Consider the following 18,358-nt stretch of genomic DNA (forward strand, 5'->3'; position numbering starts at 1 on the left):
ACGGATCAACGTGCTGTTCGCGATGCTCCGCGACGGCACCTTCTACGAACCCAGAACCCCACGCCTCGCTTGACGAAAGACATAGAGGCACCCCCGCGCGCCCCGGGAAGCCGCGGCCCTGACCGGATCCGCCAAGCTCTCCCGGACCCTCGGGGACGACATCACCTTCACCTTCGACGCGCATCTAGCCGCCGAGCACCGGATGGAGCCCGCGAAGGCCACCGGAACGTTCCGCTTCAGTCACTACCTCAACGGCGAGGGCGCCTGGGCCAAGGGAAGGATCGACTGTCTGGTGACCGGGGGGAAGGTCGCCGTCGCCACCGGTGTCATCACCGGCAGCGATCTGGCGGGAGCGAAGGGCAAGCGGGTCGGCTTCACCGTGCACGACATGGGGCGACACGACCGGCTGGGCTACAGCTGGGCCGTGAGCAACCCGGTGGAGACCAAGAACCTGCCCAAGTGCGTGAGTTCGGCGCCGTTCGAGCGCGTGAAGAACGGCACCGGCGACTTCCGGGTCCTGCCCTGGCAACCGGACGGCATTTGAAGGGGCCCCCGGTTCAGCGCACGGGGAAGCCGAAGGAGTAGCCCTGCTCCTCGAGCCGGGGCAGGATCTGGCGCAGCGCCTCCACCGTTTGGGAGCGGTCGCCGCCCGCGTCGTGGAACAGGACGGTCGGGCCGCCCGGCAGTTCACGTTCGACCGTGGCGACGATGGCGTCCGTGCCCGGCCGTTCGAAGTCCTTGGAGTCCACGTTCCAGCCCAGCGGACGCATGCCCCGGGAAGCGGCGAGCTTGCGGCTGAAGGGGGTGAAGGCGCCGCCGGGGGCCCGGTAGTACATCGGCCGTACGCCGCCCGAGGCCTGGGTGATCATGCGTTCGGCGTCGAGAATCTGCTGCGACTGGTATGCCTCGGACTTCTTGTCCATGGTGGTGTCGTGGGACACCGAGTGGTCGCACAGCCGGTGTCCGGCGGCGACGACCTGCTTCACCAGGTCAGGGTGGGCCTGCGCCTGCGTTCCCACCATGCAGAACGTGGCCTTGACCCCGTACTCCCGCAACACGTCCAGCACTTGGGGGGTCCACGCCGGGTCGGGTCCGTCGTCGATGGTGATGTTGACGCCGCGTGCTCCCTTGTCCGAGGCGTGCACGATGGTCACATCGACGGGCTTCACCGCACTGGCCGGCTTGGACGCCTTGGGCGGCGTGACCCCTACGGCGCCGGCCTGCGCGGTCCACACGGAGGCACCGGCGGCGAGCATCGTCACCCCGAGCGCCGCCCCGAGCACCTTGCCGTTCCAGCCCCGCCCACCGTGCCGTGCCATGTCCGCCCCGCTTTCCCGCAGTTCCTCGTCAATTCCCCGGTCACTCCGTGACCACCTGACAAGACGAGGAACTGCGGCCACGGGATGCGTCCGTTACGGATCAAGGACAATTCCGGGAGGGTTCACGGACAACCCGGCTGCGGAACACGGTGTCACACCCCCGTGGGAGCGTGAGAGGACGGACAACGGCGCGCGGTCGCCGTGCGCCCCGGACTGAGGGAGGCCGTGTCATGACCGACATCGACACCCAGTTCCTGCGCAGCCTGTTCGACGAGGAAGGCAGCCTGCACACCGCGGGCCGCACCGCCCTGTACCGGCTCTACGGCATCGAAGGCCTGCTGTACGTCGGCATCTCCACCTGCCCGCTCACCCGTATCCGCACCCATCTGCAACAACAGCCCTGGGGCCCCCGCGTCATCGGCGTCCAGATCGACTACCCCGACGACGCCCATGCGGCCGAACGCGAAGCGGTCCACACCGAACGCCCCCTGCACAACGTCGTCTTCAACGGGGCCGCCCCTCCCCCACCACCCGATCGGGCCGCGCGGCTCAGGGCGGAACTCGCCGCGCAACGCAGGCGGTTGGAAGAACTCGAAGCCGCTGTACCCGAGTCCGCCACCCACCTGCGTCTCATACTCCGCGGCATCACCGCGGCACAGGCGAAAGTCGCGAAACTCGCCGGAGAAGCGGAAGAGGCCGAGCCCGCACGACCCCCGGATCCGACCCGCGCCCCCTGATCCTCCACAATGGAGGCCGGAGTTCTAGCGTGCTGGACATGACCTCATATCAATCCCACGGCGAGCGACTGTTCGGGATCAACGGCGTCGAGCTGTGTGTCGAGACCTTCGGAGACCCCGCGGACCCGGCGATCACGCTGGTCGCCGGGGCGGCCGCCTCGATGCTGTGGTGGGACGCCGACCTGTGCGGACAGCTCGCCGCCCGCGGCCGCTTCGTGGTTCGCTACGACCAGCGGGACACCGGCCGGTCGACCTGCTGTCCACCGGGACAGCCGGACTACTCGTCCACGGATCTGGGCCTCGACGTGCTCGGCATCCAGGATGCTCTGGGCATCGAGCGCGCCCATGCGGTCTGCCAGTCGATGTCCGGCGGGATCGGACTCGCCCTCGGTGTCGACCATCCCGACCGGGTCGCTTCGCTGACGTTCGTCTCGACCTCGACCGGTGCCGACGACCTGCCGCCGCCGTCGAGCGACCTGGCCATGGCCGCCGCGCCGGACGTCTCCGACGTGGCCGCGCTCGTGGAGTACGTCGTCGACGGCGCGCGGGCCTACGCCGGCGGCTCGCCGTACTTCGACGAGGCCGCGACCCGGGCGTTGGTCCAGCGGGACGTGGCGCGGGCCAGGAACTACGCGTCGACGTTGGTCAACCACTTCGCCATCCGGTTCGACGGGCCGGCGCACGGCGGCTTCGGCGACATCGTGGCGCCGACGCTCGTGGTCCACGGCGACCGGGACCCCCTGCTGTCGTTGCCGCACGGCGAGGCGCTGCGTGACGCGGTCCCGGGGGCGGAGCTGCTGGTTCTCGAGGGCGCCGGACATGATCTGCCGCGGCCCGTGTGGGACGACTTCGTGTCGGCCCTGGTGCGGCACACGGAAGGAGGTCGCTCATGAACCCGCCGCGGTCGGCACAGTGATCGCCTCTTCGACCGGATCAGCCGTGCCGACGGGCGCCGGGCCCGCCGGGCGCGGCCCTCACCCGGCTCCGGCACCGGTCATGAGGTCTGCCGGGTCCGGTCCGCACGCGGGGCGGACAGCACGGTCCTGTCGACCGTGCCGGCCTCGTCGCTCGCGACGAGTCGCAGGTGAGCGGTGATCTCCTTGCCGTCGTCACGGGGGGTGACGACGACTCTGTCACTGACCGAGTGCACCAGGCGGAGGCCGTGCCCGCCGACGCGGCACCGGTCGGGCGGCTGGACCACGGGAGCGTCGGGCGAGGTGTCGTACAGGCTGATCGACAGCTCGGTTCCGGACACCCGGAGCATCAGCGCACAGGGGCCGGGAGCATGCTGCAAGGCATTGGTGACGAGCTCGCTGACGACGAGTTCGGCGTCCATGACCCTGGACACGGGGACGGCGGGACGGTCGCCGCACGGAGCGTGGGCGAGGACGGCGCGCACATCCCGTCGCGCGTCCACGGCGCGGGGGGTACTCGGGCCCCAGGCTGCGGCATAGCGCAGCCTGGCCTGCTCGTCCGCGTCCAGTTCATCCGCCGCCTGCTTCATAAGCGGGATGACCATGTAGAACTCTTTCGTCGCGTTCACCACTTCGGCCGGTTGCCGCTCTTGCGGCTACCCGGGCGCGCGGGGCGTACGCCAGGTGGTGCGGGTCAGGCCTTCTTCGCGCGGTCGGAACGGACTCGCTGGGCGACGTCGCGCAGCTTGATGTTGTGCTGCTGCGAGATGCGGCGCAGCACGTTGAAGGCGTCGTCCTCGCTCAGCTTGTGGCGTTCCATGAGGATGCCCATGGCCTCGCCGATGGCGTGCCGGGTCTCCATGGCCTCCTCGAGCTGGTCGATGGTGCGGGCGTCGGCGAGGGCGACGGCGGCGTGCGAGGCCAGCAGCCAGCCGGCGGTCTCGATGTCCTTGCCGAAGGCGCCGGGGCGCCGGGAGTACAGGTTCAGGGCGCCGAAGTCCGCGTCGTGGGTGTAGAGCAGTACGCCGGTCATGCTGCCGATACCCAGGTCGCGAGCCGCCGCGGCGAACCGCGGCCAGGACGGTTGCGGCTCGGTGATGTCGGGGATCCGGAAGACACGCTCGCCGTTCACACCGTCGGCCCGGGCGGCGAGATCGAAGCACGGGCCTTCGGCCAGCTCACCCTGCAGCCGGTCCGATGCCTCCACCACCTCGCCGCATGCGGAGAGCGTGACCGCCCGCCCCTTGCGGACCGCCAGGATTCCGGCCGCGTCACAGCCGTCAACCAGTCGCACCGCCGACGCCGCGATCTCGTCCAGCGTCCCCTGCACCGACTCCTGCGCCAGCAACTGCCGCGCGAGCTGAGCCATCGCCTCGGCGAACTCTCGCCACTCCACCGCCACCACCCGCCTCGACCACTGGTGCGGCCACCCTACCGCTGCCCTGCTGTGCGTCTTGGAGTGTGAGTGGCCTCGCCAGTGTGGGTGGCCTCGCCGGAACGCGGCTTCCCCGGCTCGTTGGCTGAACCGGAGAAGCCTGGCCGGTGCGGCCCCCATGGGTGCGCCGCCGCGCCGGCCTGCTCTTCAAGTCCCCACCCCTGACAGTGCTACTCCTGCGCAGTCGGTGCCGTCAGTGCCGGACGCGTACGACGAGCTTGCCGGTGGCGCGGTCGTGCTCCATGTCGTCGTGGGCCTGCGGCACCTGCTCCAGGCCGTCGTAGACACGGTCCACGGGGAAGGCCAGCCGGCCGGCGGCGACCGCGTCGAGGATCTCCTGGAAGGCCTCCCGTGGCAGGTCGGCGGCGTCGCCGAAGTAGCCGGCGAGGCGTACGCCCCGGGGCAGGTACTCGTTCGGGGAGAAGTCCCGCACCGTCCACTGGTTGGAGAGGCTGCCGCCGAAGCAGGCCGTGCCGTGCACGCGTACCGCGCGCAAGGTGTCGGGCAGGGTCGGTGTGCCGACGAGGTCGAGAGCGGCGTCGACGCCGTGCGGGTACAGCTCCCGTACGGCGGGCGCGATCTCGCCGGTGTCGAGCAGGGGGTGGTCGACACCGTGCTCGGCCAGCAGAGCGAGGCGGTCGGCCCGCCGGGTGGTGGACAGGACGGTGGCGCCGCGCCAGGTGGCCAGCGCGGCCGCTGCCAGGCCCACCGAGGAGGTGCCGCCTCGGATCAGCACGGACTGGCCGGGGGTGAGATCCAGGCCGACGGTGAGCGAGCCGTAGGCGGTCTGCACCATCTCCGGCAGGGCGCCCAGCACCTCCCAGGGCAGGTCGGTGTCCACAGGGAGGACCTGGGACAGCGGCACCGAGGTGTACTCGGCGTAGCCGCCGTCGTAGGTGCGCCCCATGTCCCCCATCATCGCGACGACCTTCTGCCCGGGAACCAGTCCGCTGCCCGGCGGGGCCGCGTCGACGGTGCCGGCGGCCTCGATGCCCGGCACCCGGGGGAAGGTGACACCGACGCCCAGACCCAGCCGCAGTTTCAGCTCCGACCGGTTGAGGCCGAACGCCTCGACGCGGATGCGTACCCAGCCGTCCCTTGCGGGCGGGACCGGGAGCGTCGTGAGCCGCAGGTTCTCCACGGGGCCGGGAGCGGAGAGCTGGACGGCGCGCATGGTGTTCGGCGAGGACGTCATGAGCCTGCTTTCTTCCCGGGACCGGGGAGGGCCGGTCGGCGGGTGCGCAAACATGCGGAGGCCGCCGGTTCATTCCCGACTCGCCCCGGATCACCGCCCGGTCGGGACTGCGCGGCGCTGTTCCGGCACTCACGGGACGGAGGTGAGCGATTTCCTGAACACTTGCGCGAGCTGAGTTACGCTCTTCTCTCACTGGGGGTGAACTGGCGTGCATCGAACGTGACTTCGGGGGACTTCTTGTCGGTACAGCGGCCGGCGTCGGCGGACGACGCGACTGCCGCGCTGCGGCAGACCGGTGCGTTACCACTGCGGCTCGGCGACCCGGGGCGCGTCGGCCCCTACGCGCCGGTGGCGCTGCTGGGCAGTGGCGGTATGGGTCGGGTCTACCTGGCGCGTCCCGCGGACGACAGTCCGGGGCTGGTCGCCGTGAAGGTGATCAGGCCGGAGTACGCGGAGGATCCCAGGTTCCGGCGCCGCTTCGAGCGCGAGGCAGCGGTGCACGCCCGCCTGCGGACACCGCACGCACCGCGGCTGTGCGGCACGGGCTTCGAGGACGAGCTGCTGTGGATGGCCACGGAGTACCTCCCGGGCTTCGATCTGGCGGAAGCCGTGAAGGAGTACGGCGCCCTGGAGGCGGCCGCGGTGTGGCGGCTGGTCGCGGAGCTGGGGCAGGCCCTTGCGAGCCTCGCCGTCGAGGAGATCGTGCACCGGGACCTGAAGCCGTCCAACGTGCTGCTGTCCGTCCGGGGCGCCCACGTGATCGACTTCGGTATTTCGAAGGCCGCTGACGCGAGCGCCATCACCGGCACGGGCAACCGGGTCGGCACTCCCGCCTACATGTCGCCCGAGCATCTGAGAGAGGGCCGGTCCGACACGGCGTCGGACGTGTTCTCGCTGGCCGGAACACTGGTCTACGCGACGACGGGACGTGCGCCCTTCGGTGACGGCACAGGGGTCGACGTGATGCACCGGGTGGCGTACGAGGACCCCAATCCCGAGGTCGTCGATGAGATCTCGGCGGCGGACGAGGAGCTCGGCGCCCTGTTGACCGCCTGTCTGGACAAGGAGCCCGCGCGGCGGCCCACCCCGCAGGAGCTGATCGACGCCGCCCGGGCACGTCCCGTAACCTCCGCCTGGCCGGAGCCGCTGGGCGGCGAGGTGCTCGCCCGGCAGCAGGCGTACGAGGCACTGCACCGTCTGCCGGTGGCGGCCATGGACCGGCTACGGTCTCCGGACAACCTCCCCCTGCTCCTGTCCGCGCGTCTGCCCCAGCCTGCTGCTCCTCGTGATGCGCAGCCGCCCGCGAAGGCCGAGGGCACCCCGCCCCCGCCCCCGCCGGCCCCGTCAGGTGCCCCTGCCCGGAGCCGGAGGAGGGCGCTACTCGTCGCCGTCGCGGGCGTCACGGTCTGTGTGGTGGCTGCGACAGCGTTGCTGCTGATGCGTCAGGATCCCCCTGCCGTCGCCTCTCCGAAAGCCGGTGCCACCAGCGCGGACGGCACGGGCTCCGGTGGCGCCTCCAGTGGTTCGGGGTCCCCGAGTACAGGCGGACTGAGCCGCACGAACGTCGACGGCGCCGCGGTGGAGGACCGCGACACCAAGACGGGGACCTCCTCGGCCCAGCCCAGGGTCTCGGGATCCGCCGGCGACCGGGACGACGTCGACGCGCCGCCTCCCGGTGCCGATCCGTCCACCACGCCGTCCCCCACTCCGTCCGCCGACAGCCCGTCGGCCGGAACCGACACCGCTCCCTGGCTCTCGGAGTGCACGTACTACGCCGGCAACGGACGCAGCAGCCTCGGCGACAGCGGCAAACGCGTACAGCAGGTGCAATGCATCCTGACGCAGCGCGGCTACGGCGTCGGAAGCGCCGGTGTGGACGGTGAGTTCGGCTCCGGAACCGAGAGCGCGGTCCGGGCCTTCCAGAACGAGCGGGGCCTCGGCGCCGACGGTGTCGTGGCGCACGACACCTGGGTCGCGCTGCGCAGCGCCGAGTGACGGCCACGGACCGGACGCGTCACGCTCACTCGTCGATGACCGCGCCGAAGTGGGCGCCGTGGGCGCTTCCGCCGAGGGCGGCGGCGCCGTAGGAACGGGAGCCGTCGGCGAGCAGGCCGTCGCCGCTCGCGGGCAGCAGCCACACCGCGCCGTCACCGGCGTTCTCGTCGGGCGCCGCGGCCACCAGCTCGGACCGGCCGTCGCCGTCGGTGTCGATCAGCCGAACCTGGACGCCCCAGCCGTCGCCGGCCTCGGCGGCTCCCGGGATGCCCCGCGTGTTCTGGTCGAAGTGCTGGTACCCGGTAGCGGTCACGCCCTCCCGCGAGCCGCGCAGCAGCGACACCGCGCCCGCCCTCTGTTCGCCGTCCGCGTCCTCGCCGGGCCCGCCCACCGCCAGGTCGGCATAGCCGTCACCGTCGACGTCGGACACCGAGAGGTCGTTGCCCCAGGCGTCGTGCTCCCCGGGCGAGCCGATCAGGCCCGGGGAGTTCTGCGACCACCACTGCGGGGCGGTGCCGGGACCCACCTCGCCGGCGGGCCCTTCCCCACCGCCGTAGTAGACGCCGACCAGACCGCCGGGGGCGTCCGCGTCACCGGCCGACTCGTCCACGCCGCTGCGCTGGCCGACGACGAGGTCGTCGTAGCCGTCGCCGTTGATGTCGCCGGAGGCGGTGCCCAGGCCGCCGTGCAGGTCGCTCCGGTAGCTCAGGCCCTCTTCTCCGCCTGCGTAGAGCGCCGACCAGCCCTTGACGTAGTCGTCGTCGGGGCTGTAGCCGGAGACGACGAGGTCGGCGAAGCCGTCGCCGTCGTAGTCGCCGGTGGTCAGGTAGGCGGCCTGCAGGGTGTGGCCGGTGGAGTGCGGGGTGCCGACCTGGCGCAGGACGCCGGCGTGGTAGGTGAAGACGTGCAGGCCCACCTTCTGGTCCAGAACGACGAGCTGGTCGCCGTAGATGTCCCCGGTGAACCGGGCGGCTGCCACCGAGTGGCCGAACCGGGCGCCCTCGGCGGGCTTGGCGGCGGTGATGGTTCCGGTGCGCCCCGTGTCGAGGCCCTTGGCGGATCCGTAGACGACGGTCACCCGGCCCGCGTCCTCGAGGGTGCCCTCGTCCTCGCCGGGCGTGCCGATGACCGCGTCGTCGTAGCCGTCGCCGTCCAGGTCGCCGCTCGCGACGGCCTGTCCGAAGAGGTCACCGGTCTCCGAGGTGCCGGGCACGCCCTTGGTCGACTGGCTGAGGAGCTGGACCTCGCCCTTGGGCACGGTGTTGTTGGTGCCGATGCCGTTGGGAGCGCCGTACTGGACGGTGACGTATCCGGCGCCCTCCTTGCCGTCGACGGTGCCCTCCGGGACCCCGATGAGGAGGTCGCCGTAGCCGTCGCCGTTGAAGTCGTTGTTGCGGTCGGCGGCGGAGGTGCCGCCGGGGACGCCCGCGAACGCGGTCGGCGCGGCCAGGATGCCCGCTCCCGCCAGCAGCAGGAAGGAGGCCGCCACGACGGCGGCCGAACCTGCGGTACGCCGGGTGGTGCGCGTGGTGATGCTCATCTGGTTCCCCCGTTGGATATTGACGCTCCGTCAGTCGGCTGGTCCGGCCGACTGGTCTTGTCTCAACGCAGGGTTCGACACGACGACCGCGGAACAGGTTGTGGGGGCCTGGCGTCCTGTGACACGCCAGTGACAACCGTTGCCGCACCACAACACCGAAGGGCGGGGGCGGGGTCAGTGCCGGGCGAACTGGACCCCGGTCGACTGCACGACGTCCGGCTTCACGCTGATTCCGTCGATCTCCAGCCGCTCCCCGTAGATGTCGGTGATCCTGATCGCACCACCGCACCCGCTGCCCTTCTCGGAGAGGAAGTAGTTGTAGTCGGTGCGGGGCAACTCGGACCACCCGGCAGAGGTTTGCACTTCCAGCCGGGCCAGCGGGTTGCGGTGGCCGATCGCCTGGATGCCGCACCAGTAGCGGCTCGATCCCGTCTTGTACCGGATCGAGATCGTGTCGGAGGTACTGGGGCTCAGCAGGCTCCACGTGATCGGTGTCTGACCCTGCACGGGGGCGGCGAGTTTCGCGAACGCCTGCGGACTGAGGTCGAGTTGGCCGGGGGCGCAGGGCAGGGGGCACTCGTTGGTGATGCGGACCGTGACGGAGGCACCGCTCGCGGCGCGGACGAGGATGTACGCCCCGCACGCCTTGGACGTCTCGTAGTCGGTGTGGTTCATCGCGGCGGTCATGACGTCGGTCGTGGGGCCGTACAGACAGGCGCCGTTGCCGTCGCCGACGTCGTAGAAGGTGGCCACGCCGTCGTAGGAGACGCCCGGCTTGATCCGTCCGGTCAGCGAGGCCGACGTGGACGTCTTCCGCGCCGGCTGCGTGACCGGCTTCTTCGAGGGGCGGGGCGAGGCGCTGCTGCTCGCGGTGGCCTTGGGGCTGCCGGTGCGGGCCGACGCCGAGGGGGACGCCGTGGTGGGCTCCGACTTCTCGGTCGTCGGGGTCGGCGTGCCACGGGTGCCGGCGACGCGCGTGGCCGCGGCCGGGCCGGCGTCGGTCTCGTGGTCGGGACTGAAGGCGAGGATCAGCGCTGCCACGAGCGCCACGGCGGCGACGGCGGCCGCCGAGACGAAGGCCGTGCGCCCCCTGCCCGACGAAGGGGAACGATGCGAACGAGATGCCACTGGTGCGTCCTTGGTGATCCGTGCGAGCCTCCGGCGGAGGGCCTTGCGACTTGTCAGTCGCCGCCGGGTCCGGAAAGGTTGCCGCCGATTTCGTGGGCCACCGCGTCCCCGGTCGGGTCGAGGCCCGTCATCAGTTCGGCGAAGGCACCGGCCGCGGCCGGGGAGTTGAAGAGGCGGTCGAGGCGGGCGCGGGCCAGGTTGCGCAGGAAGGGTTCGGCGTCGCCCGCGTCGTGCAGGGTGCGGGTGAGCCAGTGGGAGAACTCCTGGTCGTTCCAGACGCGACGCAGACAGCGCGCCGAGTAGGTGCGCAGGCCGGAGTCGTCGCCCCGGACGAAATCGCGTACGGCCCGGGCGAGGAGGTCGGCGTCGTACAGGGCGAGGTTCATGCCCTTGCCGCCCATGGGTGACACGATGTGCGCCGCGTCGCCGACCAGGAAGAGACGGCCGTACTGCATGGGGTCGTGGACGAGGCTGCGGAGCCGGAAGACCTCGCGGTCGGTGATCGGCCCTGAGACGAGGGCGGGGTCGCCGAGCCGGGTGCGCAGGGCGTCCCAGACGCGGTCCGCGGGCCAGGCGCCGGGGTCGTCGTCGGGCGGGCACTGGAGGTAGTAGCGGCTCGCGTGCGGACCGCGGGGGAAGTGGGCGGCAAAGCCCTCTCGGCCGGTTGCCAGGAGGGGGTGGGCAGGGGGCGGGGCGTCGGCCAGGACGGTGAGCCAGCCGATGCCGTGGTCGAAGGCGTACGCCGTCAGCTCGCCGTCCGGGACCGAGGTACGGCTGACGCCGTGATCGCCGTCGCAGCCGGCGACGACGTCGCAGGTGATCGCGTGGAGCGTGCCGTCGGCACCGCGGTAGCGGACGGTCGGGCGATCACCGCTGAGGTCGTGCAGGGAGACCTCGGCGGCCTCGAAGCGCAGGTCGCCGCCGTCGTCGAGGTAGGTCGCGGTGAGCTTCTGCACGAGGATCTGCTGCGGGCACAGGCGGGCCGCGGGACCGTCGGAGCCGTCGCTGTCGGACACGAGGTGGCTGCGGCCGTCCACCCGGAACTCCAGGATGCCGTCGTAGGGGACACCGCCGAGGACCCGGTCCGACAGTCCCCAGGAGTCGAACATGCGGACCGCGCGCGTCTCGACGATGCCGGCGCGCTGGCGTTGCGCCACATGGTCGCGCGAGCGGCGTTCCAGGACGACGCAGTCGATGCCGCTGTGCCGCAGCAGCGTGGCGACGGTCATCCCGGCCGGGCCGGCGCCGATCACGACGACGGTCGTGGATTCGGGAACATCCTGCAACTGACTTGTTCTGACGGCCACTTGGGCACCTCCGGCGGCAGCCTAGCGAGGGCTGCCGCCGGAGGTGCCGGATTCGATCAGCGATGGCAGGTGGTGAGGCCCGGTCGCCAGGGGCAGGCGAGCCCGGCGAAGCCGCCGTTCGCCACGACGTCGACCGTGAGGGTGTCGCCGCCGCGCAGCACCCGCCGGTCCTGGACGAGTCCGTCGGCCCCGTCCCGGATGGTCTCCACCAGCCACCGGCCGGGACCGAGGGACAGGGGCACCTCGGCCGTGCGGGCGGCACCGGCGTAGACCCCGCCCAGGAACCAGCGGTTTCCGCTGCGGCGGGCCAGTACGGCCTCCTGCCCGGGTTCGCCGGCCAGGAGGCGGGTGTCGTCCCAGGCCGCGGGGACCTGGTCGAAGTAGGCCCGGGCGAGCGGCCGGGCCTCGTACGACTCCGGGGTGCCCGCGAACATCTGCAGCCCCGACTCGTAGGCGACGGCGAGGCCGATCTCGGCCGCGTCGGAGTTGGGGCGCAGGCCCACCCGCTGGAAGGCGCCGGGGGTGAAGTCCATGGAGCCGATGACGTTGCGGGTGAAGGGCAGGGTGGTGAGGTGGGCGGCGGTGTTGGTGCGCTTCTCCTCGCCCGCGACGCCCTCCAGGGTCATGACCTGCGGCCAGGTGCGCTGGATGCCCTTGGGGATCGTGGAGCCGTGGAAGTCGACCATGAGGTGGTGGGCGGCCGTCTCCGCGAGGACGGTGTCGTACCACTGGAGCATGGGCTGCGCCTCGGAGTTCATGAAGTCGATCTTGACTCCCTTTACTCCCCACTTCTCCAGGGTGGGCAGCCACCGGGCGCGTTCCTCTGGGGTGTCGAGGTCGCGCTGGTGGATCCAGACGATGATGCCGACGCCCTTGGCGCGGGCGTACCGGACGAGTTCCGGTATCCAGCTGTCGGTCTGCCAGTCGGGGTTCGTGACGTCCCACTCCCCCGGCCGGTAGTACCAGCCGGCGTCGACCGCCTCGTAGGGCCAGTGGCGTTCGGCCGCGTAGTCGACGTACGCCTTCTGCGCGGCGAGGCTCTGACCCGCCGTCCTGCCGCCGGCGAGCCAGGTCCACAGGACGGTGCCGGGACGGATCCAGGACGTGTCGCGGACCTTGGAGGCGGGGGCGAGGTCGTCGGTGAAAGTGGAGCGGGTGACGGTGGCGAGGTCGCCGGTGACCATGGCCCGCCAGGGGGTGGCAAGGGGGCCGTCGGCCGTCACCCGGTCGTCGGCCAGCTCGATGCGGTAGGTGCCGGTGCCCTGGGTGTGGGCGAGGCGGGCGCCGGAGTAGGCGCCGGTGAGGTCGGACTCGGCGAGCAGGGTGTAGCCGCCGGGGGTCGAGAACAGGGCCTGGTCGGAGTACTCGCCGGTGGGGGCGCCCGCGGCGGTGTACGGGGCGAACTGGCCCTCGTTGTCCGCCCGGTAGGTGCCGAGCCACGCGCGCGCGTCGGCCGGGAGGTTGAAGGCGGACGTCTCACCGAGGACGTCACCGGCTCCGGCGGGCAGGACGTAGCGGTAGGCGACACCGTCCGCGGAGGCACGGACGACGAGGTCGAGGCGGGCGCCCGCGGCGGTGGCGAAGGACAGCCGGGTCTCGTTCATCCGGACCCGGCGGTCCAGCCGTTTGCCGGACCTGGTGCGGTAACGCTCCTGCACCGTACGGCTCTTGCGGTGCAGGAAGCGCAGGTCCTTGGACAGGTCGGCCTGTTCGGTGACGATGCCCACGGGTGACGGCTCGATGACGGTACGGCCCTCCCGGGACACGGCGAGGCTCAGCGTGCCCGTGGTGTCGTCGAGGGTGACCTGTGCGCGGGGCGCGTGTGCTCCTGCGGACACGGACCAGGCCCCGTCGCGCAGGTCGTGCTGTTCGGCTTGTGCGGGTGCGGTGGTGAGGAGTGCGGCCGCCAGCGAGGCGCAGAGTGCGGCGACCGCGGTTCTGATCGGAACCGCCATCGGAATCCTCCGTGTTGTGTGGCCTTTACGACAGTCCCCACGCCGGGCCCGGCTCGCTGACGGCGACGGGCGCGATGCTCAGGTCGGGACGGGAGCCGGTGTGGACGAGCACCTCGCGGCCACGCGGCAGGTCGATGGCGAGGGTGCCGTCGCCGAGGTCGTGGGTGCGGGCCGGGGTGCCGTCGTCCAGCACCGCGGTGAGGCGTCCGGTCAGGCCGTGCCGCAGCTTGAGGGGCTCGCCCGCCAAACTCTTGACCCTGATGAACCGGGTGGTCCCCGCCTTGCGGACGGCGCTGACCAGGAAGGCGCCCTGCGTACGGAAGTTGTGCAAGGTGAGATCGGCCCAGGCGGTCGGCACGGCCGGAAAGACGCGAATCACTCCGCCCCAGCTCTGGCAGAACATGTCGTGCAGGGACTGCGAGGCGGACAGCGGGGTCTCGATGACCGGGCCGGCCTCGGTGTAGTGGGTGTTGACCCGGCAGGGGTAACGGGTGGTGGGGTCGAAGAACTTGCGGAGATAGGTGATCGCGGTGTCGCCGTCGCCGGTCATGGCGTACAGCGAGGCGGCACCGGTGTAGCTGTAGCCGCGGTGGGCGCCGGTCAACGCGTGCCAGTGCACGACCGACTTGGTGATCAGGTCGCGGTTCTCGGGCTGGTCCCAGTTGACGAGGTAGAGCGGGTAGACCATCAGCAGGTGCGAGTAGTGGCGGTGGGACTGGGCGTAGGGAGTGTCGGCGCCGATCATGAAGCCGTTGGCGTCGACCGGGTACGGCGTGAGTCTGGCGAGGACCTCCTGCCAGCGCGGGGCCAACTCGTCGTCGATGCCGAGGAGTTCGGCGGAGTCGATGAGGGTCTGGCAGCCCCAGCGAATGAGGGCGAGGTCGTAGTTGGTGTCCTGCGGCGGTACGACGGGGTATTCGGGCGAGAGGGTGCTGGGCAGGTGGAGCTTGCCGTCGCTGCCCGGGGTGAGGAAGTGCAGGTAGTAGTTGATGGCGCGGCGCAGTACGGGGTAGATCGTGTCGCGCAGCAGGGATTCGTCCATGGAGTGGCGGTAGGACAGCCACACGTTGTGCAGGGCCCAGGTGAGGTCGCCGGTCTCGGCTCCGGTGCCCGGCCGGCCGACGCCGCGGTTGGCGAACATGTCGGAGCTGCGGCCGATGCCTGAGCTGTCGGCGCGGTAGGCGGCCGGCACGTTGGCGATCAGCTGTTCCTGGTTCTGGCGCAGGGTGGTGGCCAGGGAGTCGAGCTCGGGGTGGTTGAAGCCGTGGATGAGCCAGTACTCCAGTTGGACGTTGAGGTTCCACCAGACCGCGGGCCAGGGCGTGGGCTCCAGCCAGGGTCCGGAGGTCGCCATGACGGGGCCGCCGGCGCGGCTGGCGGAGGCGACCTTGTAGAGCTGGATCCAGTGGAAGCTCTGCAGACGCCGGTCGGGGAACGACACGAAGCTCTTGCGGTAGAAGGCGTGCCACCAGCGGAGGTGCCGTTCCCTGAGCGCGCTGTAGGACTTCGCGCGGCGGAGGTTGCGCAGCGAGTCGGCCTCGGCGGCGGTGTCGGACGGGTGGCTGTGGCCGACGCTGAGGAGCAGGTCGTTGCCGGTGCGGCGGTGGGCGGTGGCGGTCTGGCCGCCGCCGGTGAGGGGCTGGAGGACCTGTTCGGTGCCGTCGGTGGCGGTCCGTGTGGTCCAGGGCGGGTTGGCGGTGTAGTCGGCGGGCGGGGCCTCGCTGATCTTGCGCGGGCTGATGGCCTCCTCGGGGTGGAAGGTCCAGGTGGCCCGCTCACCGCCGGCGGCCTTCACCCGTACGGCCAGGACCTCGTCGTGGATGAGGGCGGCGAGGGTGAGGGTGCCGGCCGTGGTGGTGACGGTGCCGGTGAGTTCGGCGTTCCACAGGCTCAGCCGCCAGTCGACGGCGGTGATGGTGCCGACCGGTTCGAGGGTGAGATGGCCGACGGGGAGGCGGCAGGTGCCCCAGCCGCTGCCGAACTCGGGGCGGTGGTCCTGGACTCGGCCGTGTTGGACGGTGAAACGGATCTGGTTGGCGCCGGGTTCCTGGTAGATCATGCTGCCGAGTTGGCCGTCACCGAGGAACGGGCCCTCGTACCAGAGGGTGGGCAATCTGGTCCACAGCAGGTCCTGGTCGCGCAGGAAACGGGCCCAGGCGCTGTCGGTGCTCATGGTGTCGCGGAGTTTCCAGGGCCTTTTGGCGCCCCGCTGCGAAGACATCGGTTCTTCGGCGTGGGCCGTACCGGGTAACACGACCGCCGCGGCGCCGCCCAGCGCGGTGCCGAGTACGGCCCTGCGGGGCGGCTGCGCGTGTCTCTCGGGCTGTGAGGTCATCGTCGTCCTCCAGAGCGGGCGGATCCTTGATACATCGGGTGTATCCGGGAACCTAAGAGGCGTCCGTGTACCTGTCAATGGCTCGGCGCCTCACGAATCACGTAACCCATCCGATGTATTGCGACGCGAGCGGGGCCTGAAAGGAGCGTTGACACTCGTCGGGTTCGGCGTCACGGTGAGGGTTCTCGCGCATCGGGCCCGGAGGTCGTGTCTTGGCTGGTTCATCCGCACCGAACTCGGACGCCGAACTCGTCGAACATGTAAGGAAACTTCAGCCCCTCATCCGTTCGCACGCCCTGCGCACGGAACAGGAACGCCGGGTGACGGACGAGGTCGTCGCGGCTCTGACGGACGCCGGGGTCCACCGCATGAACGTCCCTCGCCGGTACGGCGGTTACCAGTCATCGGTGCGCACGCAGATCGACGTGTTGAGCGAGGTCTCGGCGGCGTGCGGGTCGACCGGGTTCACGGCGCTGATCCAAGCCGGGTGCGCGTTCATCGCGGCGCTCTTCCCCGACGAGGCGCAGGATGAGATCTTCACCGACTCCGGCATACGAGTCAGCGGCACTCTCGTCCCGAAGGCGAAGGCCCGTCCGGTGGACGGCGGTTATGTAATCGACGGGACCTCACCGTTCGCCACCGGCTGTCAGGACTCCGACTGGCATCTGCTGACCGCTGTGGCGGACTCCGGTGACGGCCGCCCTCCAGACCTGCTGTGGACGGCCGTTCCGATGACCGACCTCGACGTGCTCGACGACTGGAAGGTCTCCGGTCTGGCCGGGAGCGGCAGCAACAGTGTCGTGGCCCGAGAGGTCCATGTCCCGGCCCACCGTGTGCTGCCGCTGGGACCGTTGCTGGCCGGCTCCTTCCCCTCTCGCCTCAACAGCGCCGACCCTTCTACGGCATGCCCGTCCTCCTGCTGTTCTGCGCCTGGACGGCGGCCGGCGCCCTCGGTCCGGCCAGGGCGACGCTGGCGGACTTCGGTGAGCGCATCCATCGGCGGGGCATCACCTACACGTTCTACGGCCATCAGCACGAAGCCCCCGTGACGCATCTGCAGTTCGCCGAGGCCGCGATGAAGATCTCCTGCGCCGAACTGCTCACCGCCGACTTCGTCTCGCTGATGGACGCCCGGGTCGCCGGCGGCAACTCCTACACGACGGAGGAACGGGCTCGGATCCGGGCCAAGGCCGGCTATGTGGCGCGGCTGTGCAAGGAGGCCGTGGATCTGATCGGTTCCGCGTCCGGCGCGTCCTCGCTGAACCTGGAGGTGCCGGTCCAGCGGGCCGTGCGGGACCTGAACGCCCTGAACCTGCACTCCTTCGTCAACCCCGCCGCCAACCTGGAGCTGTACGGCAGAGTGCTGTCCGGACTGGACGCCGGGACGCCGTTCCTCTGAAGGCCCCAGTAGAACGCGGCCGGCGCGCATCCGGCGGTGGCGAGGGCGAGTTGCTAGACCTCTGTGCCCGAGAGTCGCTCAGCCGTTCGCCAGGAGCTCCAGCGTGTCGATCACGCGGTTCGAGAAGCCCCACTCATTGTCGTACCAGGCGACGACCTTCACGTGACGGCCCTCCACGCGGGTGAGGGCCGAGTCGAAGATCGACGAGGCGGGGTTGCCCGTGATGTCCGAGGAGACGAGCGGGTCCTCCGAGTACTCCAGGATGCCGGCGAGGGGGCCCTCGGCCGCGGAGCGGTACGCGGCGAGCACGTCCTCGCGGGTGACGTCGCGGGCGACGGTCGTGTTGAGCTCGACGATGGAGCCGACCGGAACCGGGACCCGGATCGAGTCGCCGGACAGCTTGCCGTCCAGATTCGGCAGCACGAGGCCGATCGCCTTGGCGGCTCCTGTCGTGGTGGGCACGATGTTGACACCGGCGGCGCGGGCGCGGCGGGCGTCGCGGTGCGGGCCGTCCTGGAGGTTCTGCTCCTGTGTGTAGGCGTGCACCGTGGTCATGAAGCCGTGCTCGATGCCGGCGAGCTCGTCGAGGACCGACGCCAGCGGGGCGAGCGCGTTGGTCGTGCAGGAGGCGTTGGAGACGATCGTGTGCACGTCCGGGTCGTAGGCGTCGGTGTTGACGCCGTACGCGAGGGTGACGTCCGCGCCGTCCGAGGGCGCGCTGACCAGGACCTTCCGCGCGCCGGCGTCGAGGTGGGCGCGGGCCGCCTTCGCCGACGTGAACCGGCCGGTGGCCTCCAGCACCAGGTCGACGCCGAGCTCGGCCCAGGGAAGCTGCGCAGGTTCGCGCTCGGCGAGCACGGTGATGCGGCGGCCGTCGACGACCAGGGTGTTCCCGTCGACGGTCACCGGACGGCCCAGGCGGCCGGCCGTGCTGTCGTAGGCGAGCAGCCTCGCGAGGGTGGCGGGTTCGGTGAGGTCGTTGACCGCGACGATCTCCAGGGCGCTGTCGCGTTCGAGGAGCGCGCGCAGCACATTGCGTCCGATGCGGCCGAATCCGTTGATGGCGATGCGAGTCATGAATGGTGTCCCGTGTCCGATG

Annotated in this window: 15 protein-coding genes and 2 pseudogenes; 6 read left to right on the forward strand and 11 right to left on the reverse strand. The window is 71.0% G+C overall.

What is annotated here, in order from left to right:
* Positions 1-94: 94 nt before the first annotated feature.
* A pseudogene (locus tag ACZ39I_RS06415) lies at positions 95-544 on the forward strand (hypothetical protein); the annotation flags it as partial.
* 13 nt (positions 545-557) lie between these two features.
* Here the strand turns inward: ACZ39I_RS06415 and ACZ39I_RS06420 are convergent.
* Positions 558-1,319, reverse strand: a complete 762-nt coding sequence (locus tag ACZ39I_RS06420) for a polysaccharide deacetylase family protein (protein WP_467243333.1) — start codon at positions 1,317-1,319, stop codon at positions 558-560.
* Positions 1,320-1,549: 230 nt separating this feature from the next.
* Between ACZ39I_RS06420 and ACZ39I_RS06425 the strand changes: the two genes are divergently transcribed.
* Together ACZ39I_RS06425 and ACZ39I_RS06430 are read left to right on the forward strand one after the other, a co-directional pair.
* A complete protein-coding gene (locus ACZ39I_RS06425) occupies positions 1,550-2,056 on the forward strand; it encodes a GIY-YIG nuclease family protein (protein ID WP_467243334.1) in 507 nt (168 codons plus the stop codon).
* A gap of 38 nt (positions 2,057-2,094) precedes the next feature.
* Positions 2,095-2,949, forward strand: a complete 855-nt coding sequence (locus ACZ39I_RS06430; protein ID WP_467243335.1) for an alpha/beta fold hydrolase — start codon at positions 2,095-2,097, stop codon at positions 2,947-2,949.
* 101 nt (positions 2,950-3,050) lie between these two features.
* Here the strand turns inward: ACZ39I_RS06430 and ACZ39I_RS06435 are convergent, their stop codons facing one another.
* From ACZ39I_RS06435 to ACZ39I_RS06445, 3 genes are all read right to left on the reverse strand, one after another.
* Positions 3,051-3,575, reverse strand: coding sequence for an ATP-binding protein (locus ACZ39I_RS06435; RefSeq protein ID WP_467243336.1), 525 nt, complete (start codon positions 3,573-3,575; stop codon positions 3,051-3,053).
* Positions 3,576-3,664: 89 nt separating this feature from the next.
* The gene (locus ACZ39I_RS06440; protein WP_467243337.1) at positions 3,665-4,366 is read right to left on the reverse strand and encodes a GAF and ANTAR domain-containing protein; all 702 of its coding nucleotides are present in this window, start codon (positions 4,364-4,366) and stop codon (positions 3,665-3,667) included.
* A 232-nt stretch (positions 4,367-4,598) separates the two neighbouring features.
* Positions 4,599-5,600: a zinc-binding dehydrogenase gene (locus tag ACZ39I_RS06445; protein ID WP_467243338.1), complete on the reverse strand. Its 1,002-nt coding sequence runs from the start codon at positions 5,598-5,600 to the stop codon at positions 4,599-4,601.
* Between the two features lie 237 nt (positions 5,601-5,837).
* Between ACZ39I_RS06445 and ACZ39I_RS06450 the strand changes: the two genes are divergently transcribed.
* Entirely contained in the window at positions 5,838-7,595 is a 1,758-nt protein-coding gene (locus tag ACZ39I_RS06450; RefSeq protein ID WP_467243339.1) for a protein kinase domain-containing protein, read from the forward strand.
* Positions 7,596-7,620: 25 nt separating this feature from the next.
* Here the strand turns inward: ACZ39I_RS06450 and ACZ39I_RS06455 are convergent, their stop codons facing one another.
* The 5 genes from ACZ39I_RS06455 to ACZ39I_RS06475 form a co-directional block, all read right to left on the reverse strand.
* Positions 7,621-9,135: an FG-GAP and VCBS repeat-containing protein gene (locus ACZ39I_RS06455; protein ID WP_467243340.1), complete on the reverse strand. Its 1,515-nt coding sequence runs from the start codon at positions 9,133-9,135 to the stop codon at positions 7,621-7,623.
* Positions 9,136-9,309: 174 nt separating this feature from the next.
* A complete protein-coding gene (locus ACZ39I_RS06460; protein WP_467243341.1) occupies positions 9,310-10,263 on the reverse strand; it encodes an expansin EXLX1 family cellulose-binding protein in 954 nt (317 codons plus the stop codon).
* Positions 10,264-10,316: 53 nt separating this feature from the next.
* A complete protein-coding gene (locus ACZ39I_RS06465; RefSeq protein WP_467243342.1) occupies positions 10,317-11,570 on the reverse strand; it encodes a 4-hydroxybenzoate 3-monooxygenase in 1,254 nt (417 codons plus the stop codon).
* Positions 11,571-11,626: 56 nt separating this feature from the next.
* Positions 11,627-13,525, reverse strand: a complete 1,899-nt coding sequence (locus ACZ39I_RS06470; protein ID WP_467243343.1) for a glycoside hydrolase family 97 protein — start codon at positions 13,523-13,525, stop codon at positions 11,627-11,629.
* A 25-nt stretch (positions 13,526-13,550) separates the two neighbouring features.
* Positions 13,551-15,860 carry a glycosyl hydrolase family 95 catalytic domain-containing protein gene (locus tag ACZ39I_RS06475; protein ID WP_467243344.1) on the reverse strand — a complete coding sequence of 770 codons (2,310 nt, stop codon included), beginning with the start codon at positions 15,858-15,860 and terminating at the stop codon, positions 13,551-13,553.
* Between the two features lie 320 nt (positions 15,861-16,180).
* Here ACZ39I_RS06475 and ACZ39I_RS06480 point away from each other — a divergent pair.
* Positions 16,181-16,327 (forward strand): annotated as a pseudogene (locus ACZ39I_RS06480) (acyl-CoA dehydrogenase family protein); the annotation flags it as partial.
* Here ACZ39I_RS06480 and ACZ39I_RS06485 read toward each other — a convergent pair.
* Complete coding sequence (locus ACZ39I_RS06485) at positions 16,255-16,401, reverse strand: hypothetical protein (RefSeq protein WP_467244384.1); 147 nt, start codon at positions 16,399-16,401, stop codon at positions 16,255-16,257. The pseudogene ACZ39I_RS06480 and the gene ACZ39I_RS06485 sit on opposite strands and share 73 nt — an antisense overlap.
* A gap of 363 nt (positions 16,402-16,764) precedes the next feature.
* On the opposite strand from ACZ39I_RS06485, the gene ACZ39I_RS06490 reads away from it, so the two are divergent.
* Positions 16,765-17,259 (forward strand): acyl-CoA dehydrogenase family protein, encoded by a 495-nt coding sequence (locus tag ACZ39I_RS06490; RefSeq protein ID WP_467243345.1) that lies wholly within the window; start codon positions 16,765-16,767, stop codon positions 17,257-17,259.
* 78 nt (positions 17,260-17,337) lie between these two features.
* Here the strand turns inward: ACZ39I_RS06490 and gap are convergent, their stop codons facing one another.
* The gene (gap, locus tag ACZ39I_RS06495) at positions 17,338-18,336 is read right to left on the reverse strand and encodes a type I glyceraldehyde-3-phosphate dehydrogenase (protein ID WP_467243346.1); all 999 of its coding nucleotides are present in this window, start codon (positions 18,334-18,336) and stop codon (positions 17,338-17,340) included.
* Between the last annotated feature and the right edge of the window lie 22 nt (positions 18,337-18,358).

The sequence above is a fragment of the Streptomyces sp. NPDC024687 genome (assembly GCF_055559055.1).